The organism is Streptococcus constellatus (genome assembly GCF_902167705.1).
GTDB classification, from domain to species: domain Bacteria; phylum Bacillota; class Bacilli; order Lactobacillales; family Streptococcaceae; genus Streptococcus; species Streptococcus constellatus_A.
This window is the reverse complement of record NZ_CABHMZ010000028.1, coordinates 64,313-81,878: the sequence shown is the minus strand read 5'-3', so window position 1 is coordinate 81,878 and position 17,566 is coordinate 64,313. Positions and strand designations below refer to the sequence as shown.

Here is a 17,566-nt window from a genome sequence, read left to right as displayed (position 1 = left end):
TGAGATGATTTGAGAATCTCAGAGTTTTTATGTTATTTTGGAGCAATCACTTTCACACCGCCCATATATGGACGAAGTGCTTCTGGGATAGTGACAGAGCCGTCTTCATTTTGATAATTTTCAAGAGTAGCTGCAACGGTACGACCAACTGCAAGACCAGATCCATTCAAAGTATGTAGGAGTTTGACCTTGCCGTCTGCTTCATCACGGTAACGAATTTGAGCGCGACGAGCTTGGAAATCTTCGGTATTGGAACAGCTAGAAATTTCACGATAGGTGTTTTGAGCTGGAATCCAGACTTCCAAGTCGTAGGTCTTCGCCGCAGAGAAGCCCATATCCCCTGTAGAAAGTGCAACGACACGGTAAGGAAGATTCAATTTTTGCAGGATATTTTCAGCATTAGCGGTCATTTTTTCTAATTCTTCATAAGAATGTTCTGGTTTGGCAAATTTGACCATTTCCACTTTGTGGAATTGATGCAAACGAATCAAACCACGGGTGTCACGACCGGCAGAACCAGCTTCAGAGCGGAAAGACGGACTCATAGCTGTGAAGTAGATTGGCAAGTCTTTTCCGTCTAAAATTTCTCCACGGTAGTAGTTTGTCAAAGGAACTTCAGCAGTTGGAATGAGAACATAGTTTGTGTCGCTCAATTCAAACGTATCTTCTTTGAATTTTGGATATTGCCCAGTTCCAAACATAGAATCGTGATTGACTATGTAAGGAGGGATGACTTCTGTGTAGCCCTCTTTTTGATGTTCGTCTAACATGAAATTGTAGATAGCGCGCTCTAAACGAGCTCCAAGTCCTTTGTAAAAGAGGAAGCGAGCACCAGTTACTTTTGCTCCGCGTTCCCAGTCGAGAATATCAAGATTTTCTCCAAGATCCCAGTGAGCTTTTACTTCAAAGTCAAATGCACGTGGTGTCCCCCAACGGCGGACTTCTACATTATCGTCTTCATCAGCACCTACTGGCACACTATCGTGAGGAATATTTGGCAATGTGGTTGTAAACTCGGTTAATGCAGCGTCAATTTCTGCTAATTCTGCGTCTAATGCTTTAACTTCAGCAGATAATTTTTGCATGGCAGCAATTTTATCATCAGCATTTTCTTTATTGCGTTTTGCTTGGGCAATTTCTGCTGACACCGTATTACGTTCTGCTTTTAAATTTTCAACTTTGACCAAGAGTTTACGGCGTTTGCTATCAAACTCTTTCATTTCATCAAGTGTTGCAGCGTCAACGCCACGAGTTGCTAATTTTTGCGCAATAGTATCAAAATCTGTGCGAATGCGTTTAATATCTAACATAAGGACCTCCTAGAATAAAAATGCACCTGTGAAACTGTTGGAGTGGCAGAGCCACGGTTCCATCCAACTTCACATAAGTGCACTTGATTGTTTATGAAATTAGTATCACGGTAGAATTTCAAGCTAGCTCTCTATCTGCTCACAGCTGCCGCAGACTTTCTGAAAGAGATTCTAGATTTACTTATCCGTTTCTTACGATTATACAAAAATTCTTATTTTTTTGCAAATAGATTTTTAAAAAATTGACCAATTGTTTGAATCAGTGTCGGTAGTTTAACGACTTTTTCATTACCGATATGATTTCGAGCGTGTTTTAGAATGGTTCCAGCATCTTTTGAGGCAAAGAGAAATTTACCTTTGTCAGTAAAGACTTCAAAATGACGACTAATTCGTTTGCCCGAAACATTGGCGCCAATCTGTTTGATAGTATCCCAAGGAATTTGAATGTAGTCTTCGACATTAGCGTCGGCATAAAACTCAAGCGCTTTATCTCCCACTAAGAATTTTCCAACTTTCCCTCCAATTCCCAGATAAGAAGTCCCCGTTGTTTGAAAATCAATTTTTGTATTTTGTGATTGTGCCATCTTTCCCTCTTTTTCTTAAATCTTTCCTTTCCATTATACCATATTTGCATTGAAAAATTTCTATTTTCTTCTTTGAAGGTGCTTTTTGATTGAGCAATTTAACAGCAAAAAAAGAAGGCTTTTGCCTTCTTTTCGTTTTACATCAAACCAATAACTTTGGCGATAATACCAACGATGAATAATCCAATGATGATAGTGATTGGTGAAACTTTCTTCTTAAGTAACCACATACAAAGGAAAGTAAGGAGAAGTCCCATCAAACCAGGAATCAATGAATTCAATTGACCTTGTAGTGAGTTTGCTCTTTCAGGAGTTAAGCTAAGTCCACTTGCAACATCACCTAAGATTTTTTGAAGTTGTTCACCGTTTACAGCACCTTTAGGGAAATTGATGTAAGCTCCTTCTGAGAGTTTTGTTGAAGGAAGTTGAAGGGCAAAGCTTACGTTTACCCAGCGTTCAACAAGCACAGCAAGGATGAACATACCGAGAATAGAAGCTCCTTTAGTGATGTCTTGAAGGATACCACCTGACATATCTTTAGTAATTTCAGAACCAGCTTTGTAACCAAGTTCTTGAGTGTACCACAAGAAGGCCATACGGATAAGATTCCAAAGAACGAAGAAGAGGATTGGCCCCATGATGTTTCCTGTTGAGGCAAGAGAAGCACTAAGAGCACCAAGGATAGGACGAACTGTGAACCAGAATACAGGGTCACCGATACCAGCAAGAGGTCCCATCATACCGATTTTAACCCCTTGAATAGCAGCGTCATCAATTTCAACACCATTTGCTTTTTCTTCTTCCAAAGCAAGTGTAACCCCGATGATAGGAGCAGCTACGTATGGGTGAGTGTTAAAGAATTCCAAGTGACGTTCAAGAGCAGCAGCTTGGTCTTCTTTTTTAGTATAAAGTTTTTTGATAGCTGGAATTAACGCATAAGCCCAACCTAAGTTTTGCATACGTTCATAGTTCCAAGAACCTTGCAAGAAAGTTGAACGCCACCAAATTTTTTGACGATCTGATTTTGATAATTGAATTTTTTCTGTCATGATATTAGTAGCTCCTTTCTTAGTAGTCTTCTAAAATATCACCAATTGGGTCATTTGATGTAGCAGAACCGCCACCACCGTTTCCACCTTTTTTAGAAAGGTTAAGGTAGATAAGAGCGATTGCAACACCGATTGTACCAAGAGCGATAAGAGTTAATTGACTAACAGCTGCAAGTGCAAAGCCGATAGCAAAGAATGGCCATACTTCACGAGTTGCCATCATGTTGATAACCATAGCGTAACCAACGGCAACGACCATACCACCACCGATAGCCATACCGTCTGACAACCATGAAGGCATCATTGCAAGCAAGTCTTGTACAGCTTCAGCAGGGATTGCAAGAAGAAGTGCAGCAGGAAGAGCGATACGCAAACCTTGAAGGACAAGAGCAAACAAGTGAGCGCGTTCTACGCCTGCGATGTCACCTTTTTTAGCAGCAGCATCAGCACCATGAACAAGGGCAACTGAGATAGTACGAACGATCATTGTAAGGAAAAGACCAGCAACAGCAAGTGGGATAGCAACAGCAGTTGCGACAGCAATACCTTTGTTTGTAAAGTCTCCACCTTGTACCATAATAATAGCGGCAGCAACAGAGGCAAGAGCAGCGTCAGGCGCAACAGCAGCACCGATGTTTGCCCAACCAAGAGCGATCATTTGTAGTGAGCCACCAAGCATGACACCTGCTTCCAAGTGTCCTGTTACAAGACCAATCAAGGTACATGCAACAAGTGGTTGGTGGAATTGAAATTGGTCCAAGATTCCTTCAAGTCCAGCAAGAAAGGCAACGAAGACCACTAAAATCATAGAAATAATTGACATATTCTAAATCCTTTCTATTATTGAACGTTGGCTTTATTAATTAAGACAAACAAATCTTTTTTAGAGTCGTTTGGTACTTTACGTACGTCAAATTCAACTCCTAGGTCACGCAATTTTTCAAAGGTTGCAACGTCATCTTTATCCATTGACAAGACGTTGTTGACCATTGTTTTACCAGTTGAGTGAGCCATTGAGCCAACATTAAGTGTTTTGATATCAACACCGCCTTCAACAGCACGGAGTGCATCTTGAGGAGTTTCAAAAAGAATAAGTGCATGTGTGTTACCAAAACGAGGGTCTTTTGCTACCGCAATCAATTTGTCAATTGGGACAACATTTGCTTTGACATTACCAGGAGCAGCTTGTTTGATCAACTCTTTACGAAGTTCATCAGCTGATACGGAGTCAGAAGCAACGATGATACGGTCTGCTTTAGAATCTGGTGTCCAAGCAGTTGCAACTTGACCGTGAAGAAGACGTGTATCGATACGAGCAAGATTGATTTTTAACTTGCCATCGCCGATAACAGTTCCTTCTGGGATAGCAGCTTGAGCAGTTGGTGCAACAGGTGCACTTGCAACTTCAGCTACAGGATTTAGTTCTTCAGGAAGAGCTTTTACTCCTTCCTTGGCTTCTTTGATGATGTTTGCGACAACAGCGTCAACGCCAGCATTGGCATCCATCATCCGTTCTGTATAAGCTTGAATCAACATTGGCAGATTCAAACCTGTAATGATCGCGAACTTACGGTCAGGATTTTCACCCATTACGCGGCTAGCTTGGTTAAATGGAGAACCACTCCAAAGGTCAGCCAAAACTAGAACTTCATCGTTCGCGTCAAAAGCAGCCACAGCATCATTGAACTTAGCATACAAATCGTCAGGACCTTCGTTTGGCATAAAAGTTACAACTTGAACTTTTTCTTGCTCACCAAAAATCATAGAACCTGATTGATGAATACCAGCAGCAAATTCACCATGGCTTGCAATAATGATTCCGATACTCATTATTGTCTTTCCTCCTTATAAAATGTTTGACTTAAGTTTAAGAAAAATTTAAGACTATTTAAGTATAAAACGTTTTCATGAAAAATGCAATAGTTTGAGCTAAAAAAAGTCAAATTATTTCATATTTTTGACAGATTGTAAACGAATAAAACCAGTTATTTAAACAATATATTAACCTTGAAAAACGCTTACAAAAAATTATGAAAGTCTGAAAAATATTCTTTCTTTTCTTTGAAAACATTGAGCAGAAAAAGAAACATCAATAAATAATCTAGACAAATTTTAAATTCAAAAAGCAAAATTCATCATATAGAATTTTTAGCACAAAAAACGATATAGCTGATTGAAAATAACTAGATTAAGAAACTGTTTTTTTGGTAAATAATTTTGGAAATTTACCTAATCAACTTTTTGGTGCATGATTCTGTGACAAGCTAGTAAAAAGAGTCAGGCAGAAAAACTGTCCGACTCTAGGCATTATTATAAAAATAGTTTCAACAATTGATGAGCGACCCCATCTTGATCATTGGTAAGTGGCAGCTGTTCATCTGCATAAGGAAGAAGTGTCTGACTAGCATTTTTCATGGCATAGCCTGTACCAGCAAATGCTAACATCTCTGTATCATTGTGCTCGTCGCCAAAAGCAATCAAATCCTTCCGATCCACATTCAGAACCTCTAACAAATATTTCAAAGCTGAGGCTTTATTAACGCTTTTTGGAGTGCATTCAAGAATATTGAGTGGACCGCCCCAAGTGTTGATAGAGAGCTGCTGTTGATAAAATTGGTTCAATTCATCCGCCAAGGCATATTTATCATTGGCATGTGTTTGCAAGAGGATACAGTTAGGATTTTTAGTCACTAAGTCAGGAATGAACTGATTCTCAGGCCGAAAGGATTCTACACCGAACAATTTTGGATCGGCAATGGCTTCGTTTGGTGCTGTAATATAAAATTTCTTTCGGTACTCGCCAGCGATGAAATCTGCTTCAATCTCTTGTTTCCTTTTGACAATATCTAATAGATATTCTTTATCTAAGGTGATACATCTTTCTTGCTGCCAATTTTTTTCTGGAATATGGGTCAAGGAGCCGTTGAAATTGATCATAGGGGTATGTAGCTCTAATTCTTTGTAGAATTCATGTGCCATTCGATAAGGGCGTCCTGTTGTGATAACAACATGGTGTCCTTTTTTAGAAATTTTTTTGATTGTTTCTTTTGTAAATTCAGACAGTTTGCTGTCAGAATTGAGCAAAGTCCCGTCTAAATCTACTGCAATTACTTTTTTTGTCATAGTCTACTCTTTCATTTGTGCTGTTTTCTATTATAGCAGATTTTAAGATGAAAGTGCAGAATTTGTGATATAATGTTTTCTTATATAAATGAAGGAGGAGATCGAGTATGCGTAAAACAATTATCATTCATATTTTCTTTGCGATTATTTCTGCTATCGTTTATGCCGAAGGAATTTTGACTCAGGGACCGGATTTAATCTGGAATATGTTTCTCGCTTTGGTTGCCTATGATGCAGCTTTTATAGCGGTTCAGTTTAAGAAAAAATGGTTTTTCTTGCCCGTAGCCATTCTTTGGTTTGTTTTTTATCCGAATACTTTTTATATGATTACGGACTTGGTGCATATGCATTGGGTAAGTGATACTTTGTGGAATCGAGAAAGTCTGCATCTCTTTATGGCCTTTGTTCCAAGTATTTTCTTTGGAGTCTTATGTGGAATTGAGAGCTGGAACTTGATTTCTGGCTATTTGAAGCTCAAATGGTGGCTGGAATATTTAGCTATCGGAGCCGTATCATTTTTATCCAGTTTAGCCATTTATATTGGGCGTTATGATCGGCTCAATTCTTGGGATCTAGTCAGTCATCCTAGGCTGGTCTTTGAGCGGTTGGCAGCTGCTTTGCAGAGAGAGCGTCTGCTATTTATTTTAGGGTTTACCTTCATTCAAATCATGTCTTTAGTCTTTTTGAGTAGAAATAAGTCAAAATAACGGTTTTTAGTGAGAATATATGCTTGTTTTTTTGAAAATATATTGAAATCATGAATGTTTTGTGATATTATATCTACTATCGTTCGTAAATATAAGGAGATTTTTAAAAATGGACAAGTTTTTTAAACTAAAAGAGAACGGTACGACTGTTCGTACAGAAGTTCTTGCTGGTTTAACCACTTTCTTTGCAATGAGTTATATCCTCTTTGTCAACCCTGAAATGCTCAGTCAAACGGGCATGCCCGCACAAGGTGTTTTCTTAGCAACGATCATTGGGACTGTTGCAGGGACGCTGATGATGGCTTTTTATGCCAATATTCCTTATGCTCAGGCATCTGGTATGGGACTCAATGCTTTCTTTACTTATACCGTTGTATTTGCACTTGGTTATACATGGCAAGAGGCGCTGGCAATGGTTTTCCTCTGCGGGATTATTAGTATTATTGTCACGCTGACTAGAGTTCGTACGATTATTATTCATGCAATTCCTGAAAGTTTGAAATATGCGATTTCTGGTGGGATTGGAATTTTCCTCGCTTATATCGGAGTGAAAAAAGCAGGACTTTTGAAATTTTCAATCGATCCAGGAACCTATACTGTTGCGGGAAAAGGAGCTGATAAGGCACAAGCAGCTATTACGGCTAATGGAATGGCAACACCGGGCTTGGTAGATTTTAACAATCCAGCTGTTCTTGTCGCCTTGTTTGGAATTCTCATTACCATTTTCTTTGTCTTGAAACGTGTGCGTGGAGGGATTGTTCTATCCATTGCAACAACTACAATCGTAGCTATCTTGGTAGGGGTTGTAGACCTTTCAAAAATCAATTTTGCTTCCAATAATATCGGAGCGGCTGTTCAGGATTTAGGAAAGATTTTTGGTGCGGCTCTAGGTAAAGATGGCTTGTTGGCGTTGTTTGCAAAACCAGCTCGCATTCCAGAAGTGCTTCTTGCCATTTTGGCCTTTTCATTAACGGATATTTTTGATAATATTGGAACTTTGATTAGTACAGGGCGCAAAGCAGGTATCTTTAATGTTGCAGACGAAGAAGCCGCTAAAGATTCGTCTGGTCTTCAAACTAAAATGGACAAGGCGCTGTTTTCAGACATGGTTGGAACAACGATTGGTGCGATTGCAGGGACTTCAAATGTCACAACTTATGTAGAAAGTGCAGCTGGGATTGAAGCAGGAGGCCGTACTGGATTGACAGCACTTGTTGTTGCGGCTTTGTTTGCTATTTCAAGTTTCTTTAGTCCACTTCTTGCCATTGTACCAACAGTAGCAGTAGCTCCTATTCTCATTATTGTTGGGGTCATGATGCTATCCAGTATGAAAGATATCGAATGGGATGATTTGTCAGAAGCGATACCGGCATTCTTCACGTCGATTTTCATGGGCTTTACTTACAGTATTACTCATGGTATTGCCGCAGGATTTACCATGTATGCTTTTGTGAAAATCATCAAAGGTGAAGCCAAGGAAGTCCACCCTATTATCTGGGTATTGGATGCTTTGTTTATCCTAAACTTTATCAGTCTAGCTTTGGCTTAATGATTGGGAAATCGCTAGTTCTTTGGAACTAGCTTTTCTTTTGTCAAATTTTAGCAGAAACAGAAAAATTTTGATATAATAGTAGAATGTTTAGCCATAATGAAGATGAGTTGATGGCGTGGGGCGAGAAATTAGGTGCTTTACTCCAAAAACAAGATGTGTTGATTTTAACGGGTGATTTGGGTGCTGGGAAAACAACCTTCACCAAAGGTTTAGCGCGTGGCCTGGGTATCAAACAAATGATTAAAAGTCCGACCTATACTATTGTACGAGAATATGACGGACGCCTGCCGCTTTATCATTTGGACGTTTATCGCATTGGAGAAGATCCAGATTCTATTGATTTAGACGATTTTCTCTTTGGAGATGGGGTGACGGTTATTGAATGGGGCGAATTGTTGGGAGCTAGCTTGCCAAGCGACTATCTAACATTGACAATTCTAAGAAAAAATGATGGTCGAGAATTGGTCTTTGACGCAAAAGGCTCTCGAGCTGAGAATTTGCTTGAGGAATTTGTCAATGGCTGAGTTAGAATTGCTGATAAGAGAAGCGGAAGCTCAGGATGCCAAACATTTGGTTGATTTTCTTAATCAGGTTGGGCAAGAGTCAGATTACATGACATTAGATGACGCAGGGATTTTGATGACAGAAGAGGAGATGAGCTCTTTCATTCAACATCAAGCTGTGTCAGATAATCAGATTTATCTAATTGCACTATTAGATGATGGAATTGCTGGTCTTGTAAGTATTACAGCTGATTTTCATGAGCGGATTCGACATATTGGACAGGTCTTTATCGTGGTTAAAAGAGCATTTTGGAATCAAGGTTTAGGAAAACTTCTTTTGGAAGAGGCAATTGACTGGGCAGAGAATTCTGGAGTGATTCGGCGATTAGAATTAACTGTACAAGTAAGAAATGAACGTGCTGTTCATTTGTATCAGGCGTTTGGGTTTGAGATTGAGGGCATTCAAAAAAGAGGAGCCTATCTTGCAGAAGGGAAATTTCTTGATGTTTACCTAATGGGAAAACTGATAGACTAGAATAAATATGTTTAAAAAAATTATCTTAATGTTTTTGAGCTTGTGTATTGTAACTGTTGCGGGGCTGGGCGTTTATGGGTTTACAATTTATAATCAATCGACGGATGTCTTATCTAAAACATACAAGAGCTTTGGGAAAGATACAGATGTTATTGCGGCGACCAAACCTCTTACGTTGCTCTTAATGGGGGTGGATACGGGTAGTGGTTCACGCTCAGATCGGTGGGCTGGAAATAGCGACTCTATGATTCTCATGACGGTCAATCCTAAAACAAAAAAAACAACGATGATGAGTTTAGAGCGGGATATCCTTACTAAAATTGAAAATGGTGATGAAACAATGCAAGCCAAACTCAATGCTGCCTACGCAAACGGCGGAGCTGAATTGGCTATCTCCACGGTGCAAAAGATGATGAATATTCATATTGACCGCTATGTGCTCATCAATATGAAGGGGCTAGTACAATTGGTTGATGCTGTGGGGGGAATTACCGTGAACAATACTCTTGGTTTCCCTATTTCGATTGAAGAAAATGAACCAGAGTATAAAGCAGTCGTTGAACCAGGTGAGCAACACATCAACGGAGACCAGGCATTGGTTTATTCTCGCATGCGTTATCAAGATCCAGAAGGAGATTATGGCCGTCAAAAACGTCAACGAGAAGTGATTCAAAAAGTAGTCCAAAAAGTGCTGAGTTTAAATAGTGTCAGCCATTATCAGGCTATTTTAAAAGCTGTTAGTAACAACATGCAGACCAATGTTGAGTTATCTTCTGGTAGTATTCCGCAATTATTAGGTTATCAAGATGCTTTCAAGAATATTAAAAGTAAGCAGTTAAAAGGTGAAGATGCAACTTTATCCGATGGTGGTTCTTATCAAATTGTTACATCAGAGCATATGTTAGAAATGCAAAATGTTCTGAGAAAATCACTTGGCTTAGAAGAAGTGACTGAATTGGAGACAAACGCTGTTTTGTATGAAGAATTGTATGGCGGTACTGCTCCTAGCTACAGTCAATCAGGAAATGGATCAGCAAGTGGTGTAGCTGATTCATCAGCTTATTCCAGCAGCCCTTATGAAGCAGACTCGAACGGGCAGTATTATGGGCAATACGGTCAACAATGAAAAAGGAGTGAGACAGAACTAAAAGTTGAACATTTTTAGTTCTTAGTCTCCCGCAGAGTTGCTCAATAGTTTTTTGGACTGTTGAGGTGGTGAATGAAGAAAACGAAATTTTTGTCAAAGGGACTTTTCTAAGTGCGAAAAGTGAGCAAAGTCGGCACTTGCTTTGCAAGTTCTATCTGCAACCTCAACATCAATCAGCTACTGTGTGTAATCTTAGTAGCATGATAAAGTAAGGCAGGGATAATATTGTCCCTGCCTTACTTTATATCTATTTTTGATGAGCATTCCAGACGTCTTGGATTTGACGAAGTCGTGCGGTAGCTTCTTGTTCAAAGAGCCTAAATTGGTAGGACAAATCCTGTGTAATGGTTTCTAGGTTGCCTTTTTGTGCTTGAATGACTTGTAGATTTTTTTGAATATTTTGAAGGTCATGCTGTATGTTGTCTATTAAATCGTAACTTTCAATTGCTTCATTTATGACTTTTTCTCTATTTTTAACAAGGCAAAAACTGGCTGCTGCTACACCAGTGAATAACAATAGGTTACTAAGTTTCATGTTTTCTCCTTATGCTTTTGAAATTTTTTCGGCTAAAGCTGCCAATGCGGGGAAATCGGGTTCGTGAGCAGCAAAGGTTACTTTTAAATCATCATCTTCAGTATAACGTGGCGCTAAGTGGACATGTGTATGGAAGACAGTCTGACCAGCGATTTCTTCGTTGTTATTGATGATATTCATTCCCTTTGCATCAGTCGCCTTCATCACTTTCCGAGCAATATCTGGTATTCGTGCAAAAAGTTGGCTAGCAGCTTCTCCATCCATTTCAAGCATATTACGAAAATGTTTTTTAGGGACAACTAAGGTATGTCCAGGAGTAACTTGTGAAATATCTAAAAATGCCAAGATTTGTTCGTCCTCGTAAACTTTAGAAGCTGGAATTTCTCCTGCGATAATCTTACAAAAAATGCAATCTTCCATCAAATTTTACCTCCACTTTGCTAGATTTTGTTATAATATAAGAACATTATACCAGAATTTGGAGAAAATATGTTAGAAATAAAAGGGCTTACAGGGGGCTATGTGAATATCCCTGTTTTAAAAGACATTAGTTTCACGGTGGGAAATGGTGAACTGGTGGGACTGATTGGCTTGAACGGTGCAGGTAAATCCACTACAATCAATGAAATTATCGGACTTTTAACTCCTTACAAGGGTGAGATTTTAATTGACGGTGCTAAACTGCAAGATAGTCCTACGGCTTATCGTAAGAAAATTGGTTTCATTCCAGAAACACCTAGTTTGTATGAGGAATTAACGCTGCGTGAGCATATTGAAACGGTTGCTATGGCCTATGATGTAGAGCAAGAAGTGGCTTTTGCGCGCGTGGAGAAATTACTGACCATGTTTCGCTTGAAAGAGAAATTGGATTGGTTTCCGGTGCATTTTTCTAAAGGAATGAAGCAAAAAGTCATGATTATTTGTGCCTTTGTGGTCGATCCAAGTCTTTTCATCGTTGATGAGCCTTTTTTGGGACTGGATCCAGTTGCCATTGCTGATTTGATTGAACTTTTAGCAGATGAAAAGTCCAAAGGGAAGTCTATTCTCATGAGTACGCACGTGCTGGATTCGGCAGAAAAAATGTGTGATGCATTCGTGATTTTGCATAAGGGAGAAATCCGTGCTCAAGGCAATTTAGCAGAGTTGCGAGCAAAATTTGCCATGCCAGACGCTAGTCTCAATGATATTTACCTTGCATTGACAGAAGAGGCCGACTTATGAGAGATGTGTTTCAGAAGCGCAAGCAAGTATTTCGCAATCAATGTTTGAAGTATTCACGCTATGTTTTTAACGATCATTTTGTTTTGTTTTTACTGGTTTTCATTGGTTTTTTAGCTGTCCAATACAGTCAACTGTTGCGAAATTTTCCTAAAAATCACCTGCCAATCATTCTTGCTTTAGCGGTTCTTTTGGTTTTATTATTGCCTTTGGGACGAATTGCAACTTATATGGAAAAACCAGATAGTCTGTTTTTATTGGTCAAAGAAGAGGAATTAAAAAGCTACTTACAAGAACAAACACGTTTATCTTATCGATTATGGGCCTTGCTTCAAACGGCTGTTCTATTACTAGCAGCGCCACTTTTTCTTGCTTTAGGTCTGCCATTTTGGGGATGGCTCATTCTTGTATTTCTTATGTTGATAGCAAAATGGTTCGTGTTTTTGCAGAAAAGTCAAAAATTTTACCAAGGTGCAGGGGTGAATTGGAGCTATCTCATTGATTATGAAGAAAGACGCAAGCAGACAATCCTACGTTTCTTTGCTCTCTTTACCAATGTTAAAGGAATTTCCAATAGTGTGAAACGCCGTGCGTATCTTGATGGTTTGACAAATATTCTACCCAAAAGACAGTCAACTACTTGGCAAAATATGTATTTGCGTTCTTATTTACGAAATGGTGATTTTCTGGCCTTGACTATACGATTGCTGTTTCTGTCTCTTTTGGGAATTGGCTTTATCAGTCAATCGTGGATTGCAGCTATTTTCGTGGCTTTGTTGAATTATCTCTTGCTATTTCAATTGACAGCTTTGTACAATGCTTTTGATTATCAATATTTGACGTTCTTATTTCCTTTGGAAACCGGATTGAAGTTAAAAGGAGTGAAACAAGTGATTACTCTTATTGGCTACAGCGTGCTTTTTGTGGAAACAATGATGGCTTTGTTGTTTTTCCAAGATAGAGTAGCTTTGCTTTTTATGATTGGAATCACATTGCTACTTTATTTCATCTATTTGCCATTTAAATTAAGAAGTTTGGTTGACTAAAGGAAGTAAAATTAGTAAAATAGATAGGAAACTTTTTACGGAGGGGAATAATGGACTTGGTTGATAATGAGCTAACTCTGACGCCGATTGCAGGTAAGAGTGGAAAAGCCTACATGGGCACCTATCCAGATGGGGCGCGCGTTTTCGTCAAGATGAATACAACCCCAATCTTAGTAGGTTTAGCTAGAGAACAAATCGCACCGCAACTATTGTGGAGTCGTCGCAGGGCAGACGGCAACGTTATGAGTGCGCAAGAGTGGCTGTCAGGAAAGATCTTGACACCAGCTGAAATGGACAAAAAGCAAATTGTCAATATTTTGACGCGTTTGCATCGCTCACGTCCCTTGATGACACAACTGCGCCGGCTGGGTTATGCTTTGGAGACGCCAGCAGATTTAGTGGAATCTTGGTTGGAACATGCTCCGATCGCACTTAGTAATAATCAATATTTACGGTCTGTTTTAAGAGACATGCGCAGCAATCTGCCACAATTTCGTGAGGATTATGCAACGATTGTACATGGAGATGTTCGGCATAGCAATTGGATTGAAACGGACAGCGGCTTGGTGTATTTGGTAGATTGGGATTCTGTGCGTTTGACAGATCGAATGTTTGATGTGGCTCATATGTTAAGCCATTATATTCCAGAAGCGCGTTGGAAGGAATGGTTGACCTATTATGGCTATCGGTATAATGCGACCGTATTGAAGAAATTATATTGGTATGGTCAGTATGCTTACTTGTGCCAAATTGCCAAGTATTATGAGAATGCAGACTTAGAAAATGTGAATCGGGAGATTTATGCACTACGTAACTTCCGTTCAAAATACGGAAGAAAGGTGTCATGAGAGTTAGAAATCGCAAAGGCGCAACGGAATTACTAGAAGTAAACCCGCAATATGTAATTTTAAATCCTGCTGAAGCAAAGGGCAAATGGCACGAGATTTTTGGCAATAATCATCCTATTCATATTGAAGTGGGAAGTGGAAAAGGTGCGTTTGTTTCAGGAATGGCAAAAGCTCATCCAGAAATTAACTATATCGGGATTGATATTCAAAAATCTGTTTTGAGTTACGCTTTGGATAAAGTTTTAGTAGCTGATGTTCCCAATATCAAACTGCTTTGGGTAGATGGTTCTGATTTGACCAACTACTTTGAAAATGGGGAGATTGATCGCTTGTACCTAAATTTTTCTGATCCTTGGCCCAAGAAACGTCATGAAAAACGGCGTTTAACCTACAAATCTTTTCTTGATACCTTTAAGCGAATTTTACCAGAACATGGTGAGATTCATTTCAAAACAGATAATCGTGGTCTCTTTGAATATAGCTTAGTGAGCTTTTCTCAATACGGGATGAAACTAAATGGTGTTTGGTTGGATTTGCACGCGAGCGACTTTGAAGATAATGTGCTGACAGAGTACGAGCAAAAATTTGCCAACAAAGGTCAAGTCATCTATCGGGTTGAGGCAGAGTTTTAAGATGAAATAGATAATTGAAAGAGGCTGAGTAAAAAGTGTCCTAGCTTCTATCAAATTTAGTAATAAACGAATAACACAGCTTCAACAATTCACTGAATTGTTGAAGGCGGGAAATCAGCCTTGCACAGCAAGCCACCGTGATTGGGCTCTTCATTCGCTGTTCAAGCTCGGAAGAGCACCTAATCACCCCCTTTTCTGATTTTCAGGAGAAAAGATTGCTTTAAAAATCTGATGAAAAAGGGGAAAAGCAAAGATATCGAAAAACTCTTACGAGAATATGAAGTGATTTAACTGGATTTCTTTCGATTGTCCAGCGTGACATCAAATAAAATACAGGAATATATTTTCTTGCATTTTATTTTTTCTTATGCTATAATACAAGTAACGAATATGAAAGAGAGGCGAGGAAATATCTTCGCCTCTTATCTGTGAGGAGGTGTAGTCTTATCGCAACGATTGTAGAATTGGTAAAAGAGGTTGTCGAGCCAGTCATTCAAGAACCGTATGAATTAGTGGATATTGAGTATGGTAAGATGGGGAGCGACCATGTTCTCAGTATTTTTGTAGATAAGCCGGGAGGGATTACCGTAAATGATACGGCAGACTTGACAGACATCATCAGTCCACTTTTGGACACGATTAAGCCGGATCCTTTTCCTGAGCAGTATTTCCTTGAGGTGACGAGCCCAGGGTTGGAACGTCCGCTGAAAACGAAAGAACAATTAGCAGATGCAGTTGGGCAATATATCCATGTTAGTCTGTATCAAGCACTTGATAAAAGTAAAACCTTTGAAGGAACATTGCTTTCTTTTGAGGAAGATAGTTTAACAATGGAATATATGGATAAGACTCGTAAGAAAGTTGTTCAAATTCCTTACAAACTAGTATCTAAAGCAAGATTAGCAGTCAAATTTTAGCAAGAATAAAAAGAAAGGATTGCTTTTGTTTCCGCAAAAGCTAAAAAAACATGAGTAAAGAAATGCTAGAGGCCTTCCGCATTTTGGAAGAAGACAAAGGGATCAAAAAAGAAGACATTATCGAAGCAGTGACTGAGTCACTTCGTTCGGCTTATCGTCGTCGTTATGGTCAAGCAGATAGCGCAGCCATTGAATTTAACGAAAAAACAGGAGATTTTCGTGTTTATACAGTTCGTGAAGTGGTGGACGAAGTTTTTGATAGCCGTTTGGAAATCAGCTTAAAAGACGCTCTTGCCATTAGCTCGGCTTATGAACTTGGTGATAAAATCAAATTTGAAGAATCACCAACTGAATTTGGTCGGGTAGCAGCTCAATCTGCTAAGCAAACGATTATGGAGAAAATGCGCAAGCAAACTCGTGCGATTACTTATAATAAGTACAAAGAGCATGAAAACGAGATTATGAGCGGTACAGTCGAACGCTTTGATAATCGTTTCATCTATGTCAATCTGGGCAGTATTGAAGCGCAATTGTCTAAACAGGACCAGATTCCTGGTGAAGTCTTTGCTTCACACGACCGCATTGAAGTTTTTGTTTATAAAGTAGAAGATAATCCTCGCGGTGTAAATGTCTTTGTTAGCCGCAGTCATCCAGAAATGATCAAACGCTTAATGGAGCAGGAGATTCCTGAAGTTTATGACGGAACAGTTGAAATCATGAGCGTTTCTCGTGAAGCAGGTGATCGAACCAAGGTTGCGGTACGCAGTCACAATCCAAATGTAGATGCAATTGGTACAATCGTTGGTCGTGGTGGTGCGAATATCAAGAAAATCACTAGCAAGTTTCATCCAGCTAAGTATGATGCAAAATCTGATCGGATGACTCCTGTCGAAGAAAATATCGATGTGATTGAGTGGGTGGCAGATCCTGCGGAATTTATCTACAATGCGATTGCTCCGGCAGAAGTGGATCAAGTTATCTTTGATAGTGAAGATAGCAAGCATGCTCTTGTCGTTGTGCCAGATAACAAATTGTCTCTTGCTATTGGACGTCGTGGACAAAATGTACGCTTGGCAGCTCATTTGACAGGTTACAGAATTGACATCAAATCTGCAAGTGAATTTGAAGCAATGGAAGAAGCTGGCGAGCTTGGCGGATTTGCCGAAGAAGCAGAAGAATTTGCAACAGTTGAAAGTCCTGTGGAAACAGAATTTGTAGAAAGTGAAGTTGAAGCAGCAGACTAAAGGAGGGAAAGAATGGCAAAAACAAGAAAAATCCCTTTACGAAAATCAGTAGTTTCAAATGAAGTCATTGACAAGCGTGATTTACTGCGCATTGTCAAAAATAAAGAAGGTCAAATTTTCATTGATCCAACAGGCAAGGCGAATGGGCGTGGAGCTTATATCAAGCTAGACAATGAAGAAGCACTGCAAGCCAAGAAAAAACGAGTCTTTAACCGTAGTTTCAATATGAAAGTGGAAGACGCTTTTTACGATGAGCTGATTGCTTATGTGGATCATAAAGTCAAAAGAAGAGAGTTAGGTCTTGAATAAACAAAAATTAGCCAATTTACTTGGCTTAGCACAACGAGCAGGTCGCATCATATCGGGTGAAGAATTGGTCGTTAAGGCAATACAAGATAGGAAAGCAAAGTTGGTCTTTTTAGCCAATGATGCTGCTCCAAATTTGACCAAGAAAATTACTGATAAAAGTCATTATTACAAAGTAGAAGTATCAACCGTGTTTTCAACACTGGAATTAAGCACCGCAGTGGGCAAGGCAAGAAAAGTGCTTGTTATCACTGATGCTGGATTTACAAAGAAAATGAGGTCTCTTATGGAATAGAAGAGGAGGACAAGA

At 39.3% G+C, this 17,566-nt stretch carries 21 protein-coding genes; 13 read left to right on the top strand and 8 right to left on the bottom strand.

The window, feature by feature from the left end:
* Nucleotides 1-32: 32 nt before the first annotated feature.
* The 6 genes from serS to FQ204_RS08865 all read right to left on the bottom strand — a co-directional run bounded on the left by serS (nucleotide 33) and on the right by FQ204_RS08865 (nucleotide 6,066).
* Complete coding sequence (gene serS, locus FQ204_RS08890) at nucleotides 33-1,310, bottom strand: serine--tRNA ligase (protein WP_144210783.1); 1,278 nt, start codon at nucleotides 1,308-1,310, stop codon at nucleotides 33-35.
* A gap of 212 nt (nucleotides 1,311-1,522) precedes the next feature.
* A complete protein-coding gene (locus tag FQ204_RS08885; protein ID WP_144210781.1) occupies nucleotides 1,523-1,894 on the bottom strand; it encodes a DUF956 family protein in 372 nt (123 codons plus the stop codon).
* 137 nt (nucleotides 1,895-2,031) lie between these two features.
* Nucleotides 2,032-2,943 (bottom strand): PTS system mannose/fructose/sorbose family transporter subunit IID, encoded by a 912-nt coding sequence (locus tag FQ204_RS08880; protein ID WP_144210779.1) that lies wholly within the window; start codon nucleotides 2,941-2,943, stop codon nucleotides 2,032-2,034.
* Between the two features lie 19 nt (nucleotides 2,944-2,962).
* Nucleotides 2,963-3,766, bottom strand: a complete 804-nt coding sequence (locus tag FQ204_RS08875) for a PTS mannose/fructose/sorbose transporter subunit IIC (protein WP_144210777.1) — start codon at nucleotides 3,764-3,766, stop codon at nucleotides 2,963-2,965.
* Between the two features lie 17 nt (nucleotides 3,767-3,783).
* Nucleotides 3,784-4,773: a PTS sugar transporter subunit IIB gene (locus FQ204_RS08870; RefSeq protein ID WP_144210775.1), complete on the bottom strand. Its 990-nt coding sequence runs from the start codon at nucleotides 4,771-4,773 to the stop codon at nucleotides 3,784-3,786.
* A 480-nt stretch (nucleotides 4,774-5,253) separates the two neighbouring features.
* Nucleotides 5,254-6,066, bottom strand: coding sequence for a Cof-type HAD-IIB family hydrolase (locus tag FQ204_RS08865; RefSeq protein ID WP_144210773.1), 813 nt, complete (start codon nucleotides 6,064-6,066; stop codon nucleotides 5,254-5,256).
* A 107-nt stretch (nucleotides 6,067-6,173) separates the two neighbouring features.
* Between FQ204_RS08865 and FQ204_RS08860 the strand changes: the two genes are divergently transcribed.
* The 5 genes from FQ204_RS08860 to brpA all read left to right on the top strand — a co-directional run bounded on the left by FQ204_RS08860 (nucleotide 6,174) and on the right by brpA (nucleotide 10,489).
* Nucleotides 6,174-6,773 carry a DUF1361 domain-containing protein gene (locus FQ204_RS08860; protein WP_144210771.1) on the top strand — a complete coding sequence of 200 codons (600 nt, stop codon included), beginning with the start codon at nucleotides 6,174-6,176 and terminating at the stop codon, nucleotides 6,771-6,773.
* Nucleotides 6,774-6,882: 109 nt separating this feature from the next.
* Nucleotides 6,883-8,322, top strand: coding sequence for an NCS2 family permease (locus tag FQ204_RS08855; RefSeq protein ID WP_144210769.1), 1,440 nt, complete (start codon nucleotides 6,883-6,885; stop codon nucleotides 8,320-8,322).
* A gap of 86 nt (nucleotides 8,323-8,408) precedes the next feature.
* Complete coding sequence (gene tsaE / locus FQ204_RS08850) at nucleotides 8,409-8,849, top strand: tRNA (adenosine(37)-N6)-threonylcarbamoyltransferase complex ATPase subunit type 1 TsaE (protein ID WP_144210767.1); 441 nt, start codon at nucleotides 8,409-8,411, stop codon at nucleotides 8,847-8,849.
* On the top strand, nucleotides 8,842-9,363 hold the full coding sequence (locus tag FQ204_RS08845; RefSeq protein ID WP_144210765.1) for a GNAT family N-acetyltransferase: 522 nt from the start codon (nucleotides 8,842-8,844) through the stop codon (nucleotides 9,361-9,363). The genes tsaE and FQ204_RS08845 overlap by 8 nt, the downstream gene beginning before the upstream one ends.
* Before the next feature lie 7 nt (nucleotides 9,364-9,370).
* Nucleotides 9,371-10,489 (top strand): biofilm formation/cell division transcriptional regulator BrpA, encoded by a 1,119-nt coding sequence (gene brpA, locus FQ204_RS08840; protein WP_144210763.1) that lies wholly within the window; start codon nucleotides 9,371-9,373, stop codon nucleotides 10,487-10,489.
* A gap of 268 nt (nucleotides 10,490-10,757) precedes the next feature.
* On the opposite strand, the gene FQ204_RS08835 is transcribed toward brpA, so the two are convergent.
* Together FQ204_RS08835 and FQ204_RS08830 are read right to left on the bottom strand one after the other, a co-directional pair.
* A complete protein-coding gene (locus FQ204_RS08835) occupies nucleotides 10,758-11,045 on the bottom strand; it encodes a hypothetical protein (RefSeq protein WP_144210761.1) in 288 nt (95 codons plus the stop codon).
* Between the two features lie 9 nt (nucleotides 11,046-11,054).
* Nucleotides 11,055-11,465: an HIT family protein gene (locus FQ204_RS08830; RefSeq protein ID WP_144210759.1), complete on the bottom strand. Its 411-nt coding sequence runs from the start codon at nucleotides 11,463-11,465 to the stop codon at nucleotides 11,055-11,057.
* 69 nt (nucleotides 11,466-11,534) lie between these two features.
* On the opposite strand from FQ204_RS08830, the gene FQ204_RS08825 reads away from it, so the two are divergent.
* The 8 genes from FQ204_RS08825 to FQ204_RS08790 all read left to right on the top strand — a co-directional run bounded on the left by FQ204_RS08825 (nucleotide 11,535) and on the right by FQ204_RS08790 (nucleotide 17,551).
* The gene (locus FQ204_RS08825) at nucleotides 11,535-12,266 is read left to right on the top strand and encodes an ABC transporter ATP-binding protein (RefSeq protein WP_144210757.1); all 732 of its coding nucleotides are present in this window, start codon (nucleotides 11,535-11,537) and stop codon (nucleotides 12,264-12,266) included.
* Nucleotides 12,263-13,309 carry an ABC transporter permease gene (locus tag FQ204_RS08820; protein WP_144210755.1) on the top strand — a complete coding sequence of 349 codons (1,047 nt, stop codon included), beginning with the start codon at nucleotides 12,263-12,265 and terminating at the stop codon, nucleotides 13,307-13,309. Before FQ204_RS08825 ends, FQ204_RS08820 begins: the two co-directional genes overlap by 4 nt.
* Nucleotides 13,310-13,359: 50 nt before the next feature.
* Complete coding sequence (gene ccrZ, locus FQ204_RS08815; RefSeq protein WP_144210754.1) at nucleotides 13,360-14,157, top strand: cell cycle regulator CcrZ; 798 nt, start codon at nucleotides 13,360-13,362, stop codon at nucleotides 14,155-14,157.
* Nucleotides 14,154-14,789 (top strand): tRNA (guanosine(46)-N7)-methyltransferase TrmB, encoded by a 636-nt coding sequence (gene trmB / locus FQ204_RS08810; RefSeq protein WP_144210752.1) that lies wholly within the window; start codon nucleotides 14,154-14,156, stop codon nucleotides 14,787-14,789. Before ccrZ ends, trmB begins: the two co-directional genes overlap by 4 nt.
* 428 nt (nucleotides 14,790-15,217) lie before the next feature.
* Nucleotides 15,218-15,706, top strand: a complete 489-nt coding sequence (gene rimP / locus FQ204_RS08805) for a ribosome maturation factor RimP (RefSeq protein ID WP_144210750.1) — start codon at nucleotides 15,218-15,220, stop codon at nucleotides 15,704-15,706.
* A 50-nt stretch (nucleotides 15,707-15,756) separates the two neighbouring features.
* On the top strand, nucleotides 15,757-16,950 hold the full coding sequence (nusA, locus tag FQ204_RS08800) for a transcription termination factor NusA (RefSeq protein WP_144210748.1): 1,194 nt from the start codon (nucleotides 15,757-15,759) through the stop codon (nucleotides 16,948-16,950).
* 12 nt (nucleotides 16,951-16,962) lie between these two features.
* Nucleotides 16,963-17,259 (top strand): RNase P modulator RnpM, encoded by a 297-nt coding sequence (gene rnpM / locus FQ204_RS08795; RefSeq protein ID WP_144210746.1) that lies wholly within the window; start codon nucleotides 16,963-16,965, stop codon nucleotides 17,257-17,259.
* Nucleotides 17,252-17,551 carry a YlxQ-related RNA-binding protein gene (locus FQ204_RS08790; RefSeq protein ID WP_144210744.1) on the top strand — a complete coding sequence of 100 codons (300 nt, stop codon included), beginning with the start codon at nucleotides 17,252-17,254 and terminating at the stop codon, nucleotides 17,549-17,551. The genes rnpM and FQ204_RS08790 overlap by 8 nt, the downstream gene beginning before the upstream one ends.
* The last annotated feature ends 15 nt before the right edge of the window (nucleotides 17,552-17,566 follow it).